Source organism: Pseudomonas paralactis, assembly GCF_001439735.1.
In the GTDB taxonomy this organism is placed as follows: Bacteria; Pseudomonadota; Gammaproteobacteria; order Pseudomonadales; family Pseudomonadaceae; genus Aquipseudomonas; species Aquipseudomonas paralactis.
Genome location: NZ_JYLN01000001.1, coordinates 500,361 through 518,207, shown reverse-complemented (window position 1 = coordinate 518,207; position 17,847 = coordinate 500,361). Strand labels below are relative to the sequence as shown.

18 protein-coding genes are annotated in these 17,847 nt (G+C 61.0%); 5 read left to right on the top strand and 13 right to left on the bottom strand.

The genetic code is table 11. The annotated features are described in order from the left end of the window. The first annotated feature begins 27 nt into the window (after positions 1 to 27). The 3 genes from TX23_RS02470 (at position 28) to TX23_RS02460 (ending at position 2,771) form a co-directional block, all read left to right on the top strand. On the top strand, positions 28 to 795 hold the full coding sequence (locus TX23_RS02470; protein WP_057700868.1) for an N-acetylmuramoyl-L-alanine amidase: 768 nt from the start codon (positions 28 to 30) through the stop codon (positions 793 to 795). Between the two features lie 271 nt (positions 796 to 1,066). Continuing rightward, entirely contained in the window at positions 1,067 to 2,464 is a 1,398-nt protein-coding gene (locus TX23_RS02465) for an aspartate aminotransferase family protein (RefSeq protein WP_057700867.1), read from the top strand. Positions 2,465 to 2,546: 82 nt separating this feature from the next. Then, positions 2,547 to 2,771, top strand: coding sequence for an MbtH family protein (locus TX23_RS02460; protein ID WP_049712200.1), 225 nt, complete (start codon positions 2,547 to 2,549; stop codon positions 2,769 to 2,771). A gap of 114 nt (positions 2,772 to 2,885) precedes the next feature. Here TX23_RS02460 and TX23_RS02455 read toward each other — a convergent pair whose 3' ends face one another. The 7 genes from TX23_RS02455 to minC all read right to left on the bottom strand — a co-directional run bounded on the left by TX23_RS02455 (position 2,886) and on the right by minC (position 9,834). Next, positions 2,886 to 5,063 (bottom strand): mechanosensitive ion channel family protein, encoded by a 2,178-nt coding sequence (locus TX23_RS02455; RefSeq protein WP_057700866.1) that lies wholly within the window; start codon positions 5,061 to 5,063, stop codon positions 2,886 to 2,888. A 72-nt stretch (positions 5,064 to 5,135) separates the two neighbouring features. After that, positions 5,136 to 5,312, bottom strand: coding sequence for a hypothetical protein (locus TX23_RS28140; RefSeq protein ID WP_005789968.1), 177 nt, complete (start codon positions 5,310 to 5,312; stop codon positions 5,136 to 5,138). Positions 5,313 to 5,503: 191 nt separating this feature from the next. Further along, positions 5,504 to 6,793, bottom strand: coding sequence for a M18 family aminopeptidase (locus TX23_RS02450; RefSeq protein ID WP_057700865.1), 1,290 nt, complete (start codon positions 6,791 to 6,793; stop codon positions 5,504 to 5,506). 195 nt (positions 6,794 to 6,988) lie between these two features. Continuing rightward, entirely contained in the window at positions 6,989 to 7,624 is a 636-nt protein-coding gene (locus TX23_RS02445; RefSeq protein WP_057700864.1) for an RluA family pseudouridine synthase, read from the bottom strand. Between the two features lie 202 nt (positions 7,625 to 7,826). Next, entirely contained in the window at positions 7,827 to 8,081 is a 255-nt protein-coding gene (minE, locus tag TX23_RS02440) for a cell division topological specificity factor MinE (RefSeq protein ID WP_003175252.1), read from the bottom strand. Positions 8,082 to 8,084: 3 nt separating this feature from the next. Beyond that, positions 8,085 to 8,897, bottom strand: a complete 813-nt coding sequence (gene minD / locus TX23_RS02435) for a septum site-determining protein MinD (RefSeq protein ID WP_003192835.1) — start codon at positions 8,895 to 8,897, stop codon at positions 8,085 to 8,087. A gap of 199 nt (positions 8,898 to 9,096) precedes the next feature. Beyond that, positions 9,097 to 9,834: a septum site-determining protein MinC gene (minC, locus tag TX23_RS02430; RefSeq protein ID WP_057700863.1), complete on the bottom strand. Its 738-nt coding sequence runs from the start codon at positions 9,832 to 9,834 to the stop codon at positions 9,097 to 9,099. Positions 9,835 to 9,953: 119 nt separating this feature from the next. Here minC and TX23_RS02425 point away from each other — a divergent pair, with 119 nt between their 5' ends. After that, positions 9,954 to 10,889, top strand: a complete 936-nt coding sequence (locus TX23_RS02425; protein ID WP_057700862.1) for a lipid A biosynthesis lauroyl acyltransferase — start codon at positions 9,954 to 9,956, stop codon at positions 10,887 to 10,889. 55 nt (positions 10,890 to 10,944) lie between these two features. Then, entirely contained in the window at positions 10,945 to 12,093 is a 1,149-nt protein-coding gene (locus TX23_RS02420; RefSeq protein WP_057700861.1) for a patatin-like phospholipase family protein, read from the top strand. A gap of 108 nt (positions 12,094 to 12,201) precedes the next feature. Here the strand turns inward: TX23_RS02420 and TX23_RS02415 are convergent, their stop codons facing one another. The 6 genes from TX23_RS02415 to alc all read right to left on the bottom strand — a co-directional run bounded on the left by TX23_RS02415 (position 12,202) and on the right by alc (position 17,840). Then, entirely contained in the window at positions 12,202 to 12,987 is a 786-nt protein-coding gene (locus tag TX23_RS02415; protein WP_003192827.1) for an outer membrane protein OmpK, read from the bottom strand. A gap of 23 nt (positions 12,988 to 13,010) precedes the next feature. Further along, on the bottom strand, positions 13,011 to 13,382 hold the full coding sequence (locus TX23_RS27950; RefSeq protein WP_157243895.1) for a hypothetical protein: 372 nt from the start codon (positions 13,380 to 13,382) through the stop codon (positions 13,011 to 13,013). Between the two features lie 44 nt (positions 13,383 to 13,426). Then, positions 13,427 to 14,770, bottom strand: coding sequence for a nucleobase:cation symporter-2 family protein (locus TX23_RS02410; RefSeq protein ID WP_057700860.1), 1,344 nt, complete (start codon positions 14,768 to 14,770; stop codon positions 13,427 to 13,429). A gap of 116 nt (positions 14,771 to 14,886) precedes the next feature. Then, positions 14,887 to 16,170 (bottom strand): urate hydroxylase PuuD, encoded by a 1,284-nt coding sequence (locus tag TX23_RS02405; RefSeq protein WP_057700859.1) that lies wholly within the window; start codon positions 16,168 to 16,170, stop codon positions 14,887 to 14,889. Between the two features lie 51 nt (positions 16,171 to 16,221). Beyond that, entirely contained in the window at positions 16,222 to 16,725 is a 504-nt protein-coding gene (locus TX23_RS02400; protein WP_003192823.1) for an ureidoglycolate lyase, read from the bottom strand. A gap of 119 nt (positions 16,726 to 16,844) precedes the next feature. Continuing rightward, positions 16,845 to 17,840: an allantoicase gene (gene alc / locus TX23_RS02395; RefSeq protein WP_057700858.1), complete on the bottom strand. Its 996-nt coding sequence runs from the start codon at positions 17,838 to 17,840 to the stop codon at positions 16,845 to 16,847. Positions 17,841 to 17,847: the final 7 nt, after the last annotated feature.

The following is a 17,847-nucleotide window of genomic DNA, read 5'->3' as shown; positions in this document are numbered from 1 at the left end:
CGGCCTGAAATGAAAAGGACGGTTCTTATGTTGGTTATCGACACCAGTTTCCCTGCCAGGGATTTCAATGAGCGCGCGGGCGAGCCCGTGCAGCAGGTTGTTCTGCATTACACCGCGGCGCCTTTTGCGTCGTCCCTGCGTACCCTCACGCACCACGGCGTCAGCGCCCACTATCTACTGCCCGATCCCGATGAACCCAGCTACCGCGCCGCGGGTTATGAAGAGCTGCGCGTGTTTCGCCTGGTGGATGAAGACAAGCGCGCCTGGCACGCGGGGGTAAGCCATTGGGCGGGGAGAGACGACCTCAATAGCCGCTCGATTGGCGTTGAAATCGTCAACCTGGCGCGGTATGACGCCGGGGTATTTACCTTTCCCGAATACCCCGAAGCACAGATCGACGTGCTGATTGCGTTGGTTCGCGACGTGCTTGCTCGTTATCCGCAGGTCGGCCCGACTGACCTGCTCGGGCATTCGGATGTGGCCTATTGGCGCAAGAGCGACCCGGGGCCTCGGCTGCCCTGGCGTGTTCTGCATGAGGCCGGGATTGGGGCCTGGTTTGATGAGCCAGCACGCGCAATGTACCAGCGCCGCTTTTGCGTCGCTTTGCCGCCAGAGGTCGAGGTGGAGCGGGCGTTTCAGCGCTACGGCTATAAGCCGGCGCAGAATCGCCGGGCTTTTGAACAGCGCACCCGAGCGTTCCAGATGCACTTTCGGGCCAGGGATTATTGCGGGTTCCTGGATGCAGAGACCTGCGCGATCTTGTATGCCCTGAACGAAAAATACCGCGGGATTTAATACCGAGCACTGTTCAAAGGTAGGAGCGAGCTTGCTCGCGAAAAACGTCAACGATACCGCGGGCTTTCTGGATAAACGCGGCGCCGGGGAGTTTTTCGCGAGCAAGCTCGCTCCTACAATTGGATCTTCATTCATCAGTTAACAGCCCTTGTCCCCTAAATCCTTTTCCCGCTGATGCGTTTCCACAACAGGAAATCCGTGCGCATGCCCTTGGGCCAGCCGCCAACGGATCGGCAGTTTGGTCATCATCAGCGTATTGAGGGATCGAGAGATGTCAGTCGCTACCAGCCGTATCGAAGACGCCCTGGCGCCTGCGGAAACGCTCTACCAGTTCGACGAAAGTCCGCTGCTGGCCCGCCAGCGCCAGCAGGAGTCCAACGCCCGCAGCTACCCGCGGCGTATCCCCCTGGCGCTCAAGCGCGCCAAGGGCCTGTATGTGGAGGACGTCGAAGGGCGTCGTTTCATCGACTGCCTGGCCGGCGCCGGCACCCTGGCGCTGGGGCATAACCACCCGGTGGTGATCCAGGCCATCCAGCAGGTGCTGAGCGATGAGCTGCCGCTGCACACCCTGGACCTGACCACGCCGGTCAAGGATCAGTTCGTGCAGGACCTGTTCGGCTTGTTGCCGTCGGAGTTGGCGCGGGAAGCGAAAATCCAGTTCTGCGGCCCCACCGGCACCGATGCGGTGGAGGCTGCATTGAAGCTGGTGCGCACCGCCACCGGGCGCAGCACTGTGCTGTCGTTCCAGGGGGCTTACCACGGCATGAGCCAGGGCGCGTTGAGCCTGATGGGCAGCCTGGGGCCGAAGAAACCGCTGGGGGCGTTGCTGGGCAATGGCGTGCAGTTCCTGCCGTTTCCGTATGACTACCGTTGCCCGTTCGGACTGGGCGGCGCCCAAGGTGTGCGGGCCAACCTGCATTACCTGGAAAACCTGCTCAGCGATCCCGAAGCCGGGGTAGTGCTGCCGGCGGCGGTGATTGTTGAAGTGATTCAGGGAGAGGGCGGCGTGATCCCTGCCGACCTCGACTGGCTGCGTGGCTTAAGGCGTATCACCGCGCAAGCGGGAGTGGCGCTGATCGTCGATGAAATTCAGAGCGGCTTTGGGCGCACCGGCAAGATGTTTGCCTTCGAACACGCCGGCATCATTCCGGATGTGGTGGTGATGTCCAAGGCCATTGGCGGCAGCCTGCCGCTGGCGGTAGTGGTGTATCGCGACTGGCTCGACACCTGGCTGCCAGGCGCCCATGCCGGGACGTTCCGCGGCAACCAGATGGCAATGGCGGCAGGTTCGGCAGTGATGCGCTACCTCAAGGATCACGACCTGGCCGGTCATGCGGCGGCCATGGGCGAGCGCCTGTGTGAGCACCTGCGCATCCTGCAGCGCGACTTCCCGCAGTTGGGAGATATCCGGGGCCGTGGGCTGATGCTGGGGGTGGAACTGGTGGATCCGACGGGCCCGCTAGATAGCCAGGGTCACCCGCCGGTGCATCGCCTGTTGGCACCGCTGGTGCAGCGTGAGTGCCTCAAGCGCGGGTTGATCCTGGAGATGGGCGGGCGCCATGGCGGCGTGGTTCGTTTTCTGCCGCCGCTGGTGATTACCGCGGCGGAAGTCGACCAGGTGGCCGAGATCTTCGGGCGCGCTTTGGCAGCGGCGGTGGCCGGCGTCTAATTTTTTCGATGCCTGGTACGTTTTTACAGATATCAGCGCTGCGCGTGGTGCGCAGCCAGCCTTTGAGCGATGGAGAACAGCAATGACCTCAGTATTTGACCGCGACGATATCCTGTTTCAGGTAGTGGTCAACCATGAAGAGCAGTATTCGATCTGGCCTGACTATAAGGCTGTGCCGGAGGGTTGGCGTACTGTGGGCAAGAGCGGGATGAAGAAGGAGTGCCTGGCCTATATCGAGGAAGTGTGGACGGATATGCGGCCGTTGAGCTTGCGCCAGAAGATGGACGGCGCCGCACTGACTAACTGATTCACCATTGAGCCAATGTGGGAGGGGGCTTGCCCCCGATGGCGTCCTGCCGAGCCGCCCAAGATCAAAAGCAGATCAAGAGCGGCTCGCTTCGTATCGTAATTACCGGTGGGGCTACAGCGTTGTGTTGGGTTGCGGGTCCTTTTCCTGCACGCTGCCTGCCGTCACGACCTGCACACTCAAGCGCGGCGTTGCCAGGTCGAGTCCGGCTTCATCCAGGTGGCGCTTGAGCGAGAGGTTGAACGCTCGTGAGACTTCCCATTGTTTGATCGGCGCGGTCTTGAAGCGTGCGCGCAGGATTGCGCTGCCGGATTCGAAGCTTTCCACGCCCTGGATCTCCAGCGGCGACCAAATGTTGCGGCGCTGCAATGGGTCGTTGCGCATGGCGTGGCCGACATCGCGCATTAGCTTGATCGCGTCGTCGATTTCCATGTTGTAGGGGATCGCCACCCGGAAGATCGCGTAGCCGAACTCCCGGGAGTAGTTCTTGATGCTCTTGATTTCACTGAACGGGATGGTGTGCACAATGCCGTCGATATCGCGCAGGCGCACGGTGCGGATGGTCAGGCCTTCCACCGTGCCGAGGTGGCCGCCGACGTCCACGTAGTCGTCGATGGCCAGGGAGTCTTCGATGATGATGAACAAGCCGGTGATCAAGTCGGCTACCAGCGATTGCGCACCAAAACCGATGGCGATACCGATCACACCCGCACCGGCCAGCAGCGGCGTGACGTTCATGCCCATGTTCGCCAGCGCCACGATGGCGGCGATGATGAAGATGGTCACGAACAGCACGTTGCGGATCAGCGGCATCATGGTTTGCGCACGCGCGTTGGCCAGGCCTTTGCGCGAGCGGGTCAGGGCGTGGTGAATCGCGGTGTCGCTGAGGATCCAGATCAGCCAGGCAAACAACAAGGTCCCACCGAGGCCGAACAGCTTCACGGCTATTTCATGACCTTCACCTTCGGTAAAGCGAATCATCGACAGGCCCCAGACCCGCAGCCCCAATTCGATAAACACCAGCCACACCACCAGGTGCACCAGGGTGTAGACAAAGCCTTTGAGCCGTTCGGAGTACAGCGCGTGGCGTTTGTGCCCGCGTTGCGGCTTGAGAGCGTGGCGGCGCACCAGGCCGTTGATCACCATGCACAACACCAGCAACACCGTGCACAGCAGCGACTGGCGCAGGGCGGTGCTGGTGTCGCCGGCCGACAGGAAGGTGGCGAACAGTGAGATGCCCACCAGCAGCAGAGCCGGGATGTACCAGAAGGTGCCGATGATCGACAGGGTGTCGGTGAGGGCGCGGCGGGTCAGGCGGCGCGACAGCGGCTGGTTGCGGATCAAATGCGCAATCGGTCGGCGGAAACGCAGGATAAACACGCCGGTGGACAGCGCCGCCATTACATTGGCGACCGTCGCGGCGGTGTGGGCCAGGTGTTGGCCAAGCGCCTCGACCAGGCGCGGATCGCTCAAGGCTTCACCGAAGGCGGCAAAACTGCCGATCCACCACAGCGGGCGGAACGCCTGGTGGCGCAGGATATACAGCGCGCGGTGGCGGTGCGGGCCGTCGAGCACGGAGAAGGCAATCACGCAGATTGCCGAGAAACAGGTGCCCACGACCAGGGCATAGGCCAGCACCATCGCCAAGGATTTGCCCAGGGAGGAAGGCAGGGCGTAGCTCAGGTAAACCGTGATCACCAGGGCGATCAACCAGGGGCCCAGCTTGCGCAGGGCAAAGCGCAGCATGTCCCAGGTGCGCGGGTGTTGCGGTAACTCTTCGGGTAGGCCGAAGCGCTCACGCACCCGGTGGCTGAGCCAGATCAGCGCGGCGGCCAGCAGGCTCCACACCGCCAGGATCACGGCAAAGCCGAAGATGATCGGCAGCCACTCGCTGGCCGGCAGCATCAGCGCGCCCAGTTCGTCCTTGGCCAGGTCGACTTCATTGGACCAGCGCCCCAACGGGCTGTCGGCACCGGAAAACTGCTGTTCAAAGCCCGACAGCGTACTGCCGATCAGCCCGAGCACACCTTGTTCGGCTGCGGGTTGGGCCTTTTGCGTGGCGGCGCGCAGCTTCTTCAGGTCGCTCAGCAGTTGGGTACGCTGTTGGTCGTTTTCGAGGGTCTTGATCACCTCGTCCAGCGACTGCCCCAGGGGCACTTCGGCCTGGGGTTGGGTCTTGCTGGAACCGCCCAGCATCCCGGGCAAGCCGACGGCTTGGGCGGATGACAGCGGCAGCAGCGTGAGCAGGGCGATCAGCAGGTAGCAGGGCAGGGCAAACAGACGGGAAAGCACGAGGCGGTCAACCTTGAAAACGACGAATTGACCGAGTGTACGAGGCCGCTATGCCCAATGCGAGCGCATTTGTCATTGCGCCAGCTTGGCGAGGATTTTGTAGACCACGGTGCCCAGGATCAACAGCATACCAATCCACATGCCGAACACGCCGAGGGGCTTGTCGCGAAAGTTGAAGCCGACCGCGAGCATGATCATGCCGATCACGATGGGGATCAGCATGGCGTGGAAGGAGGACATTGAGATCATGGCGAGGGGCGGCCTTGTCGGACTGGAAGTTCTGACAAGTCTAGGCCGGATTGGCAGAAGTGCAGTTGACGTGAGTCAGATAGCTTTATATCTGTTTGGAAACCCATCGCGGGCAAGCCCGCTCCCACACTGAAATGCATTCACAGATCAAATGTGGGAGCGGGCTTGCCCGCGATGGGCGCGCCTCGGTCTCAGGGTAAATCGCGACTGGCGTAGAACGCACCCAACACCTTCACCAGATGTGCCAGGTCATGGCTGCCGCACAGCTCGCGGATCGAGTGCATGGCAAAGGTCGGCAAGCCGATATCCACGGTGCGTACGCCCAGGTGGCTGGCGGTGATGGGACCGATGGTCGAACCGCAGCCCATGTCGCTGCGCACCACAAAGCTCTGTACCGGCACTTCCTCGGCCATGCACAGATGACGGAAGAACCCGGCGGTTTCGCTGTTGGTGGCGTAACGCTGGTTGCTGTTGACCTTGATCACCGGGCCGGCATTGAGTTTCGGGCCGTGGTTGGCGTCGTGCTTCTCGGCGTAGTTAGGGTGCACGCCGTGGGCGTTGTCCGCCGATACCAGCAGTGATTTCTGAATGGTGCGTACGAATTCATCACCTTCAGGCAACAGGCGGCGCAGGGTCTGTTCCAGCATCGGGCCATCGGCGCCACAGGCCGAGCAGGAGCCGACTTCTTCGTGGTCGTTGCACACCAGCACACAGGTTTCGTCGGTCTCGCTGGTCAGCAGGGCTTGCAGGCCGGCGTAGCACGACAGCAGGTTGTCCAGGCGCGCCCCTGCGATGAAGTCGCCATTGAGGCCGATAACTGCCGCGCTTTGGGTGTCGTAGAAGCTCAGCTCGTAGTCGAGCACCACATCGGCGTTCAGCCCATGCTCGCGGGCCAGCTGCTCGGTGAGCACGGCGCGAAAGTCCACGCGTTCGTCACCGGCAAATTGCGCAAGGATCGGCGGCAGCTCGGTCTGGGCATTGATCGCCCAACCCTGGTTGGCCTCACGGTTCAAGTGAATGGCCAGGTTGGGGATGATGGCGATCGGCAGCTTGAAGTCGATCAGTTGGCTTTCGACCTTGCCGTCGCGGCGGAAGGTGACGCGGCCGGCCAGCGACAGGTCGCGGTCGAACCACGGCGCCAGCAGTGCGCCGCCGTAGACTTCCACGCCCAACTGCCAGAACCCCTGCCTTTGCAGCTCAGGCTGAGGTTTGACCCGCAGGCACGGGCTGTCGGTGTGGGCGCCAACCAGGCGGATGCCGCCCAGCAGCGGCGAGTGGCGGCCGAGCTTGAAGGCGATGATCGAGGAGTCGTTGCGGGTCACGTAGTAGCGACCGTTGGCCTCGGTGGCCCAGGTGTCGCGCTCGTCGAGCCGCTGGTAACCGGCCGCTTCCAGGCGCTGGGCGAGGGCGGCTGTGGCATGAAAAGGAGTAGGGGAGGCCTTGAGGAAGTCGATCAGGCCTTGATTCAACGCTTCGCGCATAATTAGCTCCAGACAGCAGTGGCGAGAGTTTACCGTATTGGCCAGATATTTGGAGTGAGCGTGCATGGCCGAGAACCACACCAAACCCTGTGAGAGCTGGCTTGCCTGCGATAGCGGTCTTTCTGTGCCAGATGTAGTGGCTGGCACGCCGATATCGCAGGCAAGCCAGCTCCCACATTTGACCGCATCAGCCCTTCAAAAAGGGGCTGGGCACTCGAAGCGCAGGCGCTCGCCGCTTTGCGGATGGGTGAAGCTGAGCATGCTTGCATGCAGGCACAGGCGTGGCCAGGCGGTCAGGGCTTGTTCGTGCGCGTATAAGCCATCACCGAGCAACGGGTGCCCAATGGAGAGCATATGCACACGCAACTGGTGCGAGCGCCCGGTGATCGGCGTCAGTTCCACGCGGCACCAGTCGCCACAACGCTCCAGCACTTTCCAGAAGGTCAGTGCATGTTTGCCGAACTCATGGTCGACCACGTGGCGGGGCTTGGTCGGCGGGTCGTAGCGCAGGGGCAGGTCGATACTGCCGCTGTCCAGTGCCGGTTGGCCCCAGGCCAGTGCGGTGTAGGCCTTTTCGGTTTCACGGTCGTGAAACTGGCGGGACAGTTCGCGGTGGGTATCCGCGTCCCGGGCCAGCAGGATGATCCCTGAGGTTTCCCAGTCCAGGCGATGGACGATGCGGGCTTCGGGGTAGCCGTTTTCCTGCAGGCGGGTGATCAGGCAATCCTTGTTGTCGTCGGCACGACCAGGCACCGAAAGCAGCAGGGTCGGCTTGTTCACCACCAGGACGGCGTCGTCCTGATGCAGGATGTGGATATTGGACAGCGGCATTAAACAGCCTCGTAACAAACGCCAACGGCGGCTCCACTGACTGCCCCCTCACCCTGTAGGAGCGAGCTTGCTCGCGAAGAACTCATCGGCACCGCGTTCATTCAGGTGAAACGCGGTGTTCTCAGGTTCTTCGCGAGCAAGCTCGCTCCTACAGCAGTACAGGGGCCAGGTAGCGGAGCCGCCGTGGCGACCGCCCTTTCGATCAACGATCGGGCAGGGTGATATTGAGTTCCAGAATCGAGCAGCTGCCGTCATTTTCCAGAGCGACATGCACGTCATCGTTGCCGATATTGACGTACTTGCGGATCACCTCGACCAGTTCCTTCTGCAAGGCTGGCAGGTAATCCGGCGTGCTGCGTTGGCCGCGTTCGTGCGCCACGATGATCTGTAGACGCTCTTTCGCTACCGACGCGGTACTTGGCTTTTTGTTGGCGCGAAAGAAGTCGAGAAATTTCATTGTTTAGTTGCCTCCAAAGATACGCTCGAAGAATCCCTTCTTCTTAACATCGAGGAAGCGGTGTTCCACGGTCTTGCCCAGCAAGCGATCGACTGCATCGCTGTACGCCTGGCCGGCGTCACTCTGGTCGTCAAGAATCACCGGCACGCCCTGGTTGGATGCCTTCAGGACGGCCTGGGATTCCGGAATCACGCCCAGCAGGGTGACGGCGAGGATTTCCTTCACGTCTTCAACGCCGAGCATTTCGCCATTGTTGACGCGCTCCGGGTTGTAGCGAGTGAGCAGCAGGTGTTCCTTGATCGGGTCCTGGCCTTCTTCGGCGCGCTTGGACTTGCTGGCCAAGAGGCCCAGCATACGGTCCGAGTCACGTACCGAGGAGACTTCCGGGTTGGTCACCACGATGGCTTCATCGGCGAAGTACATCGCCAGGTGAGCACCGGTTTCGATACCGGCCGGGGAATCGCACACCACGTATTCGAAAGTCTCCTTGAGCTCGGCCAGAACCTTGCCCACGCCTTCCTTGGTCAGCGCGTCTTTGTCGCGGGTCTGGCTGGCGGCCAGTACATACAGGTTCTCAAGGCGCTTGTCCTTGATCAGGGCCTGTTGCAGGTTGGCTTCGCCGTTCACCACGTTGACGAAGTCGTACACCACGCGGCGTTCGCAGCCCATGATCAGGTCGAGGTTACGCAAACCGACGTCGAAGTCGACGATGACTGTCTTGTGGCCGCGCAGAGCGAGGCCGGTACCGATAGCGGCGCTGGTGGTGGTCTTACCCACACCACCCTTGCCGGATGTAACCACGAGAATCTTGGCCAAGGTGTTTCACCCCTAAGGAAAAAGGACTTTCGGTCCCTGAAAAACATCTCTTGAAACTCGCTGCAGGCGGACAGCCTTTGCAGGAAAAAGAAGGAGTTTCCATGGGGAAACACCAACTTCCAATTAGTCCTACACAAGTCTTGCCGGTTTCGCTTTGCTATCAGAGTCTAGAGATGCTTGGAAAATGCGGCAGTATCCGTTAAAGCCGGATGATGTTCAACACATCGCCCGACAGGTTGACCTGTACCGAAGCGCCCCACAGCGGATCACGGCGCAAATCTTCGGAAACCTTGTACTGACCCGCGATGGAAACCAGCTCGGCGGTCAACTGCTGGCAGAAAATCCGCGCTCTGGTATCACCCTTGATGCCGGCGAGGGCACGTCCGCGCATCGGGCCGTATACATGGATGTTGCCATCGGCGAGAAGTTCCGCCCCCGGGCTGACCGAGGAGATCACCACAAGGTCACCGCCCTGCGCATAAATCTGCTGCCCGCCGCGTACCGGCGAGGTGATGATCTTTGTAGGCTTGATCGCAGGCTCGGGTGGTTTTTCCGGTTTTTTCTTCTCTTCACCGACCGGCGGTTCCAGGGGACGCTCGCGGGCACCGGACGGTGGCAGTACTGGCAGTTCAATGGCGATGGCGGCGGCAATGTCTTCGATGCGGCTGGCACGAATCGCCAGGGTGCGCAGGCCATGGGAGCGGCACACGCGCATCAGCCCGGGCAAATCAATCACGCCCTGGCCGGCCGGCAGCTTGTCCAGGGCCAGCACCAGCGGGGCGTTGTTGAAAAAGTTAGGCGCCAGGGCGACCTTGGCGGCCAGTTGGCGGTCCAGGGCATCGAGGTCATTGCGGGCCAGTTCCAGCACGGTAATGGCGAGCATGCTGCCTTTTAGCTGGAACACGGGATCTTGGTCTAGCGGTTCGGTTTGGCTCATGGTCGGCGAAAGCGGCTTGTCACGAAAAGTGTCGAGACTTATAACGAGAACACTCACCCGCCGCAAGCCGAGTCGAACCGTTGTAGAATGCGCGGCCCTTGTCTTTACCGGAATCTGTAATGGATCGCCCGCGTTTTCGAGCTGTATTTCTTCACCCGCGTTTTTGGCTGCTATGGCTGGGGCTCGGCCTGCTGTGGCTGGTCACCCAGTTGCCGTACCGGGCGTTGTTGACCATTGGTCGCCTGCTGGGCGCGAGCATGTACCGTGTGGCTGGCGATCGTCGCCGTATTGCGGCGCGCAACCTTGAACTGTGCTTCCCGGAAAAATCCGCCAAAGAACGCAAACGCCTGCTCAAGGAAAACTTTGCCTCCACCGGTATCGCCTTCTTTGAAATGGCCATGAGCTGGTGGTGGCCCAAGCCGCGCCTGGCGCGCCTGGCCCATGTTGAAGGGCTGGAACACCTCACCCAGGCGCACCTGGAAGGCAAGGGCGTGATCCTGATGGCCCTGCACTTCACCACCCTGGAAATCGGCGCGGCGCTGCTGGGGCAGAAGCACACCATTGACGGCATGTACCGCGAACACGGCAACCCGCTGTTCGACTTTATCCAGCGCCGTGGCCGTGAACGCCATAACCTCGATTCCCTGGCCGTGGAGCGCGACGACGTGCGCGGTATGCTCAAGCTGCTGCGCGCCGGCCGGGCCATCTGGTACGCACCGGACCAGGACTACGGCGCCAAGCAAAGCATCTTCGTGCCGCTGTTCGGTATCCAGGCGGCCACCGTCACTGCCACCAGCAAGTTCGCACGCCTGGGCAAGGCGCTGGTGGTGCCGTTCACCCAGGAGCGCCTGGCCGATGGCAGCGGTTACCGTTTGGTGATCCATCCGCCGTTGACCGACTTCCCGGGTGAAACCGACGAAATCGACTGCCTGCGCATCAACCAATGGGTCGAGGCCTCGGTGCGCGACTGCCCCGAGCAATACCTGTGGACCCATCGCCGCTTCAAGAGTCGGCCGCCGGGTGAGCCCAAGCTATACGAGAAGCGCCGTCGATAACCGTGCCGTGATATGACGTTGATAAGCCCAACTTTTCGCCACATGGAGTGACGCAATGCGCCCAGTTGAACCGGTCACAGGCTTGATTCTTTCCGGCGGCGGGGCGCGAGCGGCGTATCAGGTGGGGGTGTTGGCGGCAATTGCCGAGTTGCTGCCGCCGGGGGCGCCGAATCCTTTTCCGGTGATCGTCGGCACCTCGGCTGGTGCGATCAATGCGGTGAGCCTGGCCAGTGGGGCCAGTGACTTCTGCGCGGCTGTCCAACGGCTGACAGCGTTCTGGCAAGGCTTTCGCAGCCACCAGGTGCTGCGCAGCGATTGGCCGGGAGTCATACGCCAGGCCAGTCGCTTCCTGATCCACAGCCTGTTGGGCCTGGGTGCCCAGGTGCCGGTGGCGTTGCTCAATAGCTCCCCACTGCGCGACTTGCTGCAAGCGCGCTTGAACCTGGACGGCATCGACGAGGCTATCCGCCGCAAGCACTTGCAGGCGGTGGCGGTGACGGCCTTTGGTTATGAGTCCGGGCAAGCGGTGACCTTCTACCAGGGCGGCGGCACCATCGATGCCTGGTTGCGTCATCGGCGCATTGGCATACCGACCCAATTGACGGTAGAGCACCTATTGGCAAGCTCCGCGATTCCGCTGTTGTTCGCTCCGGTCAAACTTGACGAAGAGTACTTTGGCGATGGCGCCGTGCGGCAGTCAGCGCCCATCAGCCCGGCCTTGCACCTGGGGGCCAGCCGTGTGTTGGTCGTCGGTGTGAGCGGCAATCCCAGGGGTAACGAAGCCTCGACGCAGCGCACCTACACCGGCCAGCAACCGACCCTGGCGCAAATCGGTGGGCATATGCTCAACAGTACCTTCATTGACAGCCTGGAAAGCGACATTGAACTGCTGGAGCGCTTGAATCAGTTCAGTCGGGTTGTCCCTGCCGATGCCGCGGTACAGGGCCTGGCGCCGGTGGATGTGCTGGTGATTGCGCCCAGCCAGCCCATCGATGAAATCGCTGCACGACATCGCCAGGAATTGCCGGCGGCGTTGCGTGTGTTCTTGCGTGGGCCGGGGGCGACCAAGACCAGCGGGGCGGGGGTGTTGAGTTATCTGCTGTTCGAGGCGGGGTATTGCAGCGAGTTGATCGAACTAGGGCGCAAGGATGCGCTGGCCAAGCGCGAAGAAATCGCTCGGTTCCTCGGCCTGACGCCGAACTGAATGTGGGAGCTGGCTTGCCTGCGATAGCGGTATGCCAGCCAACACTGCTGGTACAGACACACCGCGATCGCAGGCAAGCCAGCTCCCACAGGGAACCGCGATCGACCTTTAGAAGTGGTACTTGACCAGGAAGCTTGCCGTGTCCTGAGTCGTCTTGAAGGCACCGCTGTCTTCAATCCCGTACTTGTTCTTCCAGTAGTCGTATTCAAAACCCACATACAACTGCTTGTCGCCCCAATGCAGCGCCTTGCCCAAGTCATATTTGACCTGCGGGTTGAAGTGCAGGTTGGCGTGATAAGTGCCGCGGGCGTTCTTGTCGTTATCCACCACCCAGTCCATGAAACCGTCGATCAGCACGTCGGAATTACCCACGGGGATGGTGTACGACCAGACCGGAGTGATCTGCCATACACCGTCACCCGGACGATTGCCCTCGGTCTGGCGCTGGTAGAAGTTCAACTGGAAGTAGTCGAAACCGGGGATGTTCAAGTCGAATGCCGGACCCAGCAGGTAGGACTCGTTATCGCCCTCGCCGAACTCATAGGTGAAGGCCAGCAGCACGTCCTTGATCGGGCCGAACGACAGGTCCTTGTCCAGGATCTTGCCGAACGACAAACGCGGGCTGAACTCGCCGTAGTAAGTATTCGGGCCGACATTGCCGTCTTCCTTGCCGTTGTAAAAGATACGGTCGAGGAAGAAGAAGTTGTCGCCGTACTTCCATGCGTCGGCATGTTCGAAGGTGACGGTTTGCTGGATCTGTGGGTTGACGGTAAAGCTCTTGCCCCACAGGTAAGTCAGGCTGTTGTTCTGCCACTGCAACAAATCACCGGCTACGGCCTGGCCACCCGCCAGCAGGGATCCCGCCAGCATCAGGCCTTTGAACATGGGTTTCATTCGGTTGCTCCCGAGTTAAAGTTTTATGGTTTTTTTTCTTCTACGCAGGCGCTCTGGTATGGCGCCTTTTGGTTCGCTGCAAAAATCGTCTGTTCGGTCAGCTTTAATGCTTTTAGCAAGAGCTGCGCCAAGGTGTTTGAAAAGCCAAAAAATCCCCGTCGGCTGCAGCGGATGCAGTCGAATTCAGAGGACTTTTGCGCACTTTGGCAGCAAACATAAGGCCGGGATAAGTTGGCCTTGAAGTCAGCTTTTACATTCGCTGTTTTTTTTTGAGTCGATTCGAGCGGGCGCGGAGAATACTGGCTCCCAGGCCTGGGCTCAAGTGCGCTGTAACAGAGCGCGAGGGGCGAGAATGGGGCGCGGCGTGTGGCCGGCCCCGGTTCAAGGCTGTGCATGTGGGGGTTCCCTGTTTGTTGTTATTTTTGTACTAACAAAGGAATCAATGCGTATGGGCGACTTCGGGGCGTTCAGCGCCGCCGAGGATGTTGAACAGGATGTTCAGCGACAACGCGCTGAGGGTGGCCATGGCGATGCCGCTGTGGGTAATCGGGCTCATCCACAGTGGCAGCTGCGCGAAGAACTCCGGGCGTACCACGGGGATCAGGCCCATGCCGATGCTCACCGCCACCAGCAGTTGGTTGCGGCGGTCGGCGATGTCGGCTTCCTGCAGGATCTTGATCCCGGTCGCAGCCACCATGCCGAACATGGCTATCGCTGCGCCACCGAGTACCGCCGGTGGGATCGACGCCACCAGGTAGGCGGCCTTGGGCAACAGGCTCAGCACAATCAGAAAGGCCCCTGCCATGATCGTGACCGAGCGGCAGCGCACGCCGGTCATTTGTACCAGACCGATGTTCTGGGCGAATGAGGAGTGGGTAAAGGTGTTGAAGAAACCGGCAAAAAACGACGCACCGGCGTCACACAACAGGCCGCGGCGCAGCATTTTCGGCGTGACCTCCTGGCCGGTGATCTTGCCCAGGGCGAGGAACATACCGGTGGATTCGACAAAGATGATCACCACCACCAGGCACATCGACAGGATCGGCGCCAACTCGAATTTGGGCATACCGAAGTGCAACGGTGTCACCACCTGCACCCAGGGCGCCTGGGCCAGGCCGCTGAGGTCGACCATGCCGATAGCCCCGCACAATCCGTAACCCAGGCCCATGCCGATCAGCACCGAGATATTCACCCAGAAGCCGCGCATGAAGCGGTTGATCAGCAGGATGGTCGCCAATACCAGGGCGGCAATCGCCAGGTACACCGGTGAGCCGAACGTGGCGGCAGCGCTGCCGCCACCGGCCCAGTTCACGGCCACGGGAAACAGCGAAAGTCCGATGGCGGTAATCACCGTACCGGTCACCAACGGCGGGAAAAAGCGCACCACCTTGGACATGAATGGCGCGATCAGCATACCGAAGAACCCGGCGGCTATGGTCGCGCCGAAGATGCCCTGCAAACCGATACCGGGCATACCGGCCATGGCGACCATGCTGCCGACCGCGGCAAAACTGGCGCCCATCATCACCGGCATACGGATACCCACCGGGCCGATGCCGAACGACTGCACCATGGTGGCGATACCGGCCACCAGCAGGTCGGCGTTGATCAGAAAGGCGATTTCTTCACGGCTCAAGCCTGCGGCCTGGCCAATGATCAGGGGGACGGCGACGGCGCCGCCGTACATCAGCAAGACGTGTTGCAAGCCAACCAGAATCAGTTGCAAGAGGGGCAGCCGCACCATGGCGGGCGCGGCAGGAGTCTGCGTTTCTAACTGGGACATGCAACACCTCGAATCTTTTTATTTTTGTGTTGTTTGCAAAGCAATTTTCAAAACACGGCAGATCTCAATTGTGGGAGCTGGCTTGCCTGCTCCCACATAGGTCCCGTGTGAAACAGTCAGTTGGTACGGGCCCCCTGATTAATCCAGGAACCAATCAAATCCCGCTCCTGCTGGGTCATCTGGGTGATGTTGCCCAGCGGCATGATCTGGCTGGCCACGGCCTGCGCTTGAATCCGCGCGGCCTGCTGCTGGATCTGTGCCGGTGTGTCGAACATCACCCCAGCCGGGGCGGTGCTGAACAGCGGGCTGGTGGGCTTGGCCGAGTGGCACACGGTGCAGCGTTGCTCGATCACATGGTGTACCTGACCGAAGTCCGTGGTGGCCTGGGCGGGTGCCGGTTCAGCGGCGGGTGCTGCCGGCGCTGCGGGTTTCAAACCACCGCCCAATGCGGTTTCCGGCAGCGGCTGATACTCGATCGCCGCCGGTGCCTTGGCAATCGGTTCGGCAGGCTTGGGCCCGGTCACATACGCCAGGCTGATCATTGCCAACGCGCCCACCGGCAAGGTCCACGCATACTTCTGGCTGTCATGCCGGGTATTGAAGTAATGCCTTACCAACACCGCCGCCACGGCGATCCCGGCCAGGATCAGCCAGTTGTATTGGCTGCCGTAGGTGCTCGGGAAGTGGTTGCTGATCATGATGAACAGCACCGGCAAGGTGAAGTAGTTGTTGTGCCGTGAGCGCAGCAAACCCTTGGCCGGCAGCGCCGGGTCCGGTGTGCGGTTCTCGGCGATGGCCGCCACCAGCGCACGCTGGGCGGGCATGATGATGCGGAACACGTTACCGACCATGATCGTGCCGATCACCGCGCCCACATGCAGGTAGGCGCCACGGCCGCTGAACACCTTGCTGAAGCCATAGGCCGCTGCAATCAACAGCACAAACAGGATCAAGCCGAGCAGGGCAGGGCGTTTGCCCAGGGCCGAGTCGCAGAGGAAGGAGTAGATGAACCAGCCGGCGAACAGTGAGCCGATGCCCAGCAATACGCCTTCGGTGCCGCTGAGGCTGCTGCCGGGGGCGAGCAGGTACAGCGTCGGGTTGAAGTAGAACACCACGCACAGCAGCGCGACGCCCGACATCCAGGTGAAATAGGCTTCCCATTTGAACCAGTGCAGGTTGTCCGGCATGGTCGGCGGGGCCAGTTTGTATTTTTCCAGGTGGTAGATACCGCCACCGTGGATCGCCCACAAGTCACCGGCCAGGCCGTTCTTGGGGTTGACGCGATTAAGGTTGTTTTCCAGCCAGACGAAGTAGAAAGAAGCGCCGATCCAGGCGACGCCAGTGATCATGTGAACCCAGCGCACGCTCAGGTTCAGCCATTCCAACAGATGTGCTTCCACAGTCTTTACCTCTCGCCTGTCACCCTTGTTGTCGGGTGATCAGACCTTCTCTTATTGGTGGGGGGCGAGGATCAAACGCTCATCCTCTTTGAAAAAATGCTCATCGCAGTTATTGCCTGTGCCACTGCGATCAACCACCAGGAAGTCATCCCGCTTTTCGATCGTCAGCACCGGGTGGTGCCAGACGCCGCGATGGTAATTAATGCCCTGCCTGCCGTTGGTAACGAAGGCGCGGACCAAGCCCGATACAGGTTCATCGCCAAGTGGCGCGACCACGATCAGAAAGGGGTTGCCGAGCAGCGGTATAAAAGCCTGGCTGCCCAGCGGGTGTCTCTCCAGCATGCACACGGTCAGCGGCATGTCCTGCGCGTCGGCGCGGAAGATGCTGATAATGGCGTGGTCTTCCGGCTTCGCGGTTTCGACCGTGGCCAGTTTGTGAAAGCGCATGGTCGACCCGTTGTTGATCATGAAGTGATCGCTGCCATCGGTTTCGATAACGTCTCCGAAGGGGGCGAAGGCTTCTTTGGTCAAAGGTTCGATCATCAGTGTGCGCATGGCTGTCTTCTTATCCGAATACTGTGTTGTTTGTTCTATTGCTATCGCGGGCAAGCCCGCTCCCACATTTGGAATGCATTCCCCTGTGGGAGCTGGCTTGCCTGCGATGGCATCACCGCTTATTTCGACACTTTGCCCAGCACGCGCAGGCGACTCACACCACCATCCGGGAACACGTTCAAGCGGATGTGGGTAATCGGCCCCAGCGCCTTGATCTGCTCGGCGAAGGTGTGTTCGGCGTGCATTTCCAGTTTCTGCGACGGCAACAGTTCACGCCAGAACAGCGACTGGGTTTCGATCTGGCTGTCGGTGCCGCCTTTCACGAAGGCGCCCTGGATCGAGCAGGTGTCCGGGTAGTTGCCCTTGAAGTGCAGGGTGTCGACCACGATTTTCTCGATTTCGCCCGGGTGGCCCAGGGCGACGATCACCCAGTCATTGCCTGGCGTGCGACGACGTGCGGTTTCCCAGCCGTCGCCCATGTTGATGCCACGGCCCGGGTTGAGGATGTTGCTCATGCGGCCGAAGTGTTCATCGGAACAGGCCAGGGCACGACCGCCATTGAGCGCGGCGGCCAGGTCGACCTGTTCGTTGTCGCCCACCGAAGACCAGTCGCGGAACGGCACGCCGTACACACGCAGACGGGCCACGCCGCCATCCGGGTAGATGTTGAAGCGCAGGTGGCTGAACGCCTGGTCGTTGTTGATCTCGTGGTAGTGGTGGCTGTTGCCTTGCAGCTCGACGGCCGACAGCACTTCCACCCACTGGGTGTTGGCATCCGGCTCGCCCGAGGCCAGGAAGCAGGCTTCCAGGGAGGCCGACGGCGGGAAGTTGCCGGTGAAGAATGAAGTGTCGATGTCCACGCCTTTGATCGAACCCGGCACGCCCAGGCGGATCACCGCACTGTCGTAGCCTTCGAAGCGCTTGCGGCGTGACTCCCAGCCGTCCATCCACTTGCCGTTGTCATCGAAAACGCCCTCCTTCCACACGGCCGGTGTCGGCTGGAACAGGCGGTTGGCGTCAGCGAACCAGTCATCGGTCACCGAGATGATCTTGGTGCCCAGGCGGGCGTCGGCCAGGTTGACGAACTTTTCGAAAGGTACGGCGTAAGCTTTCATTCTTCTT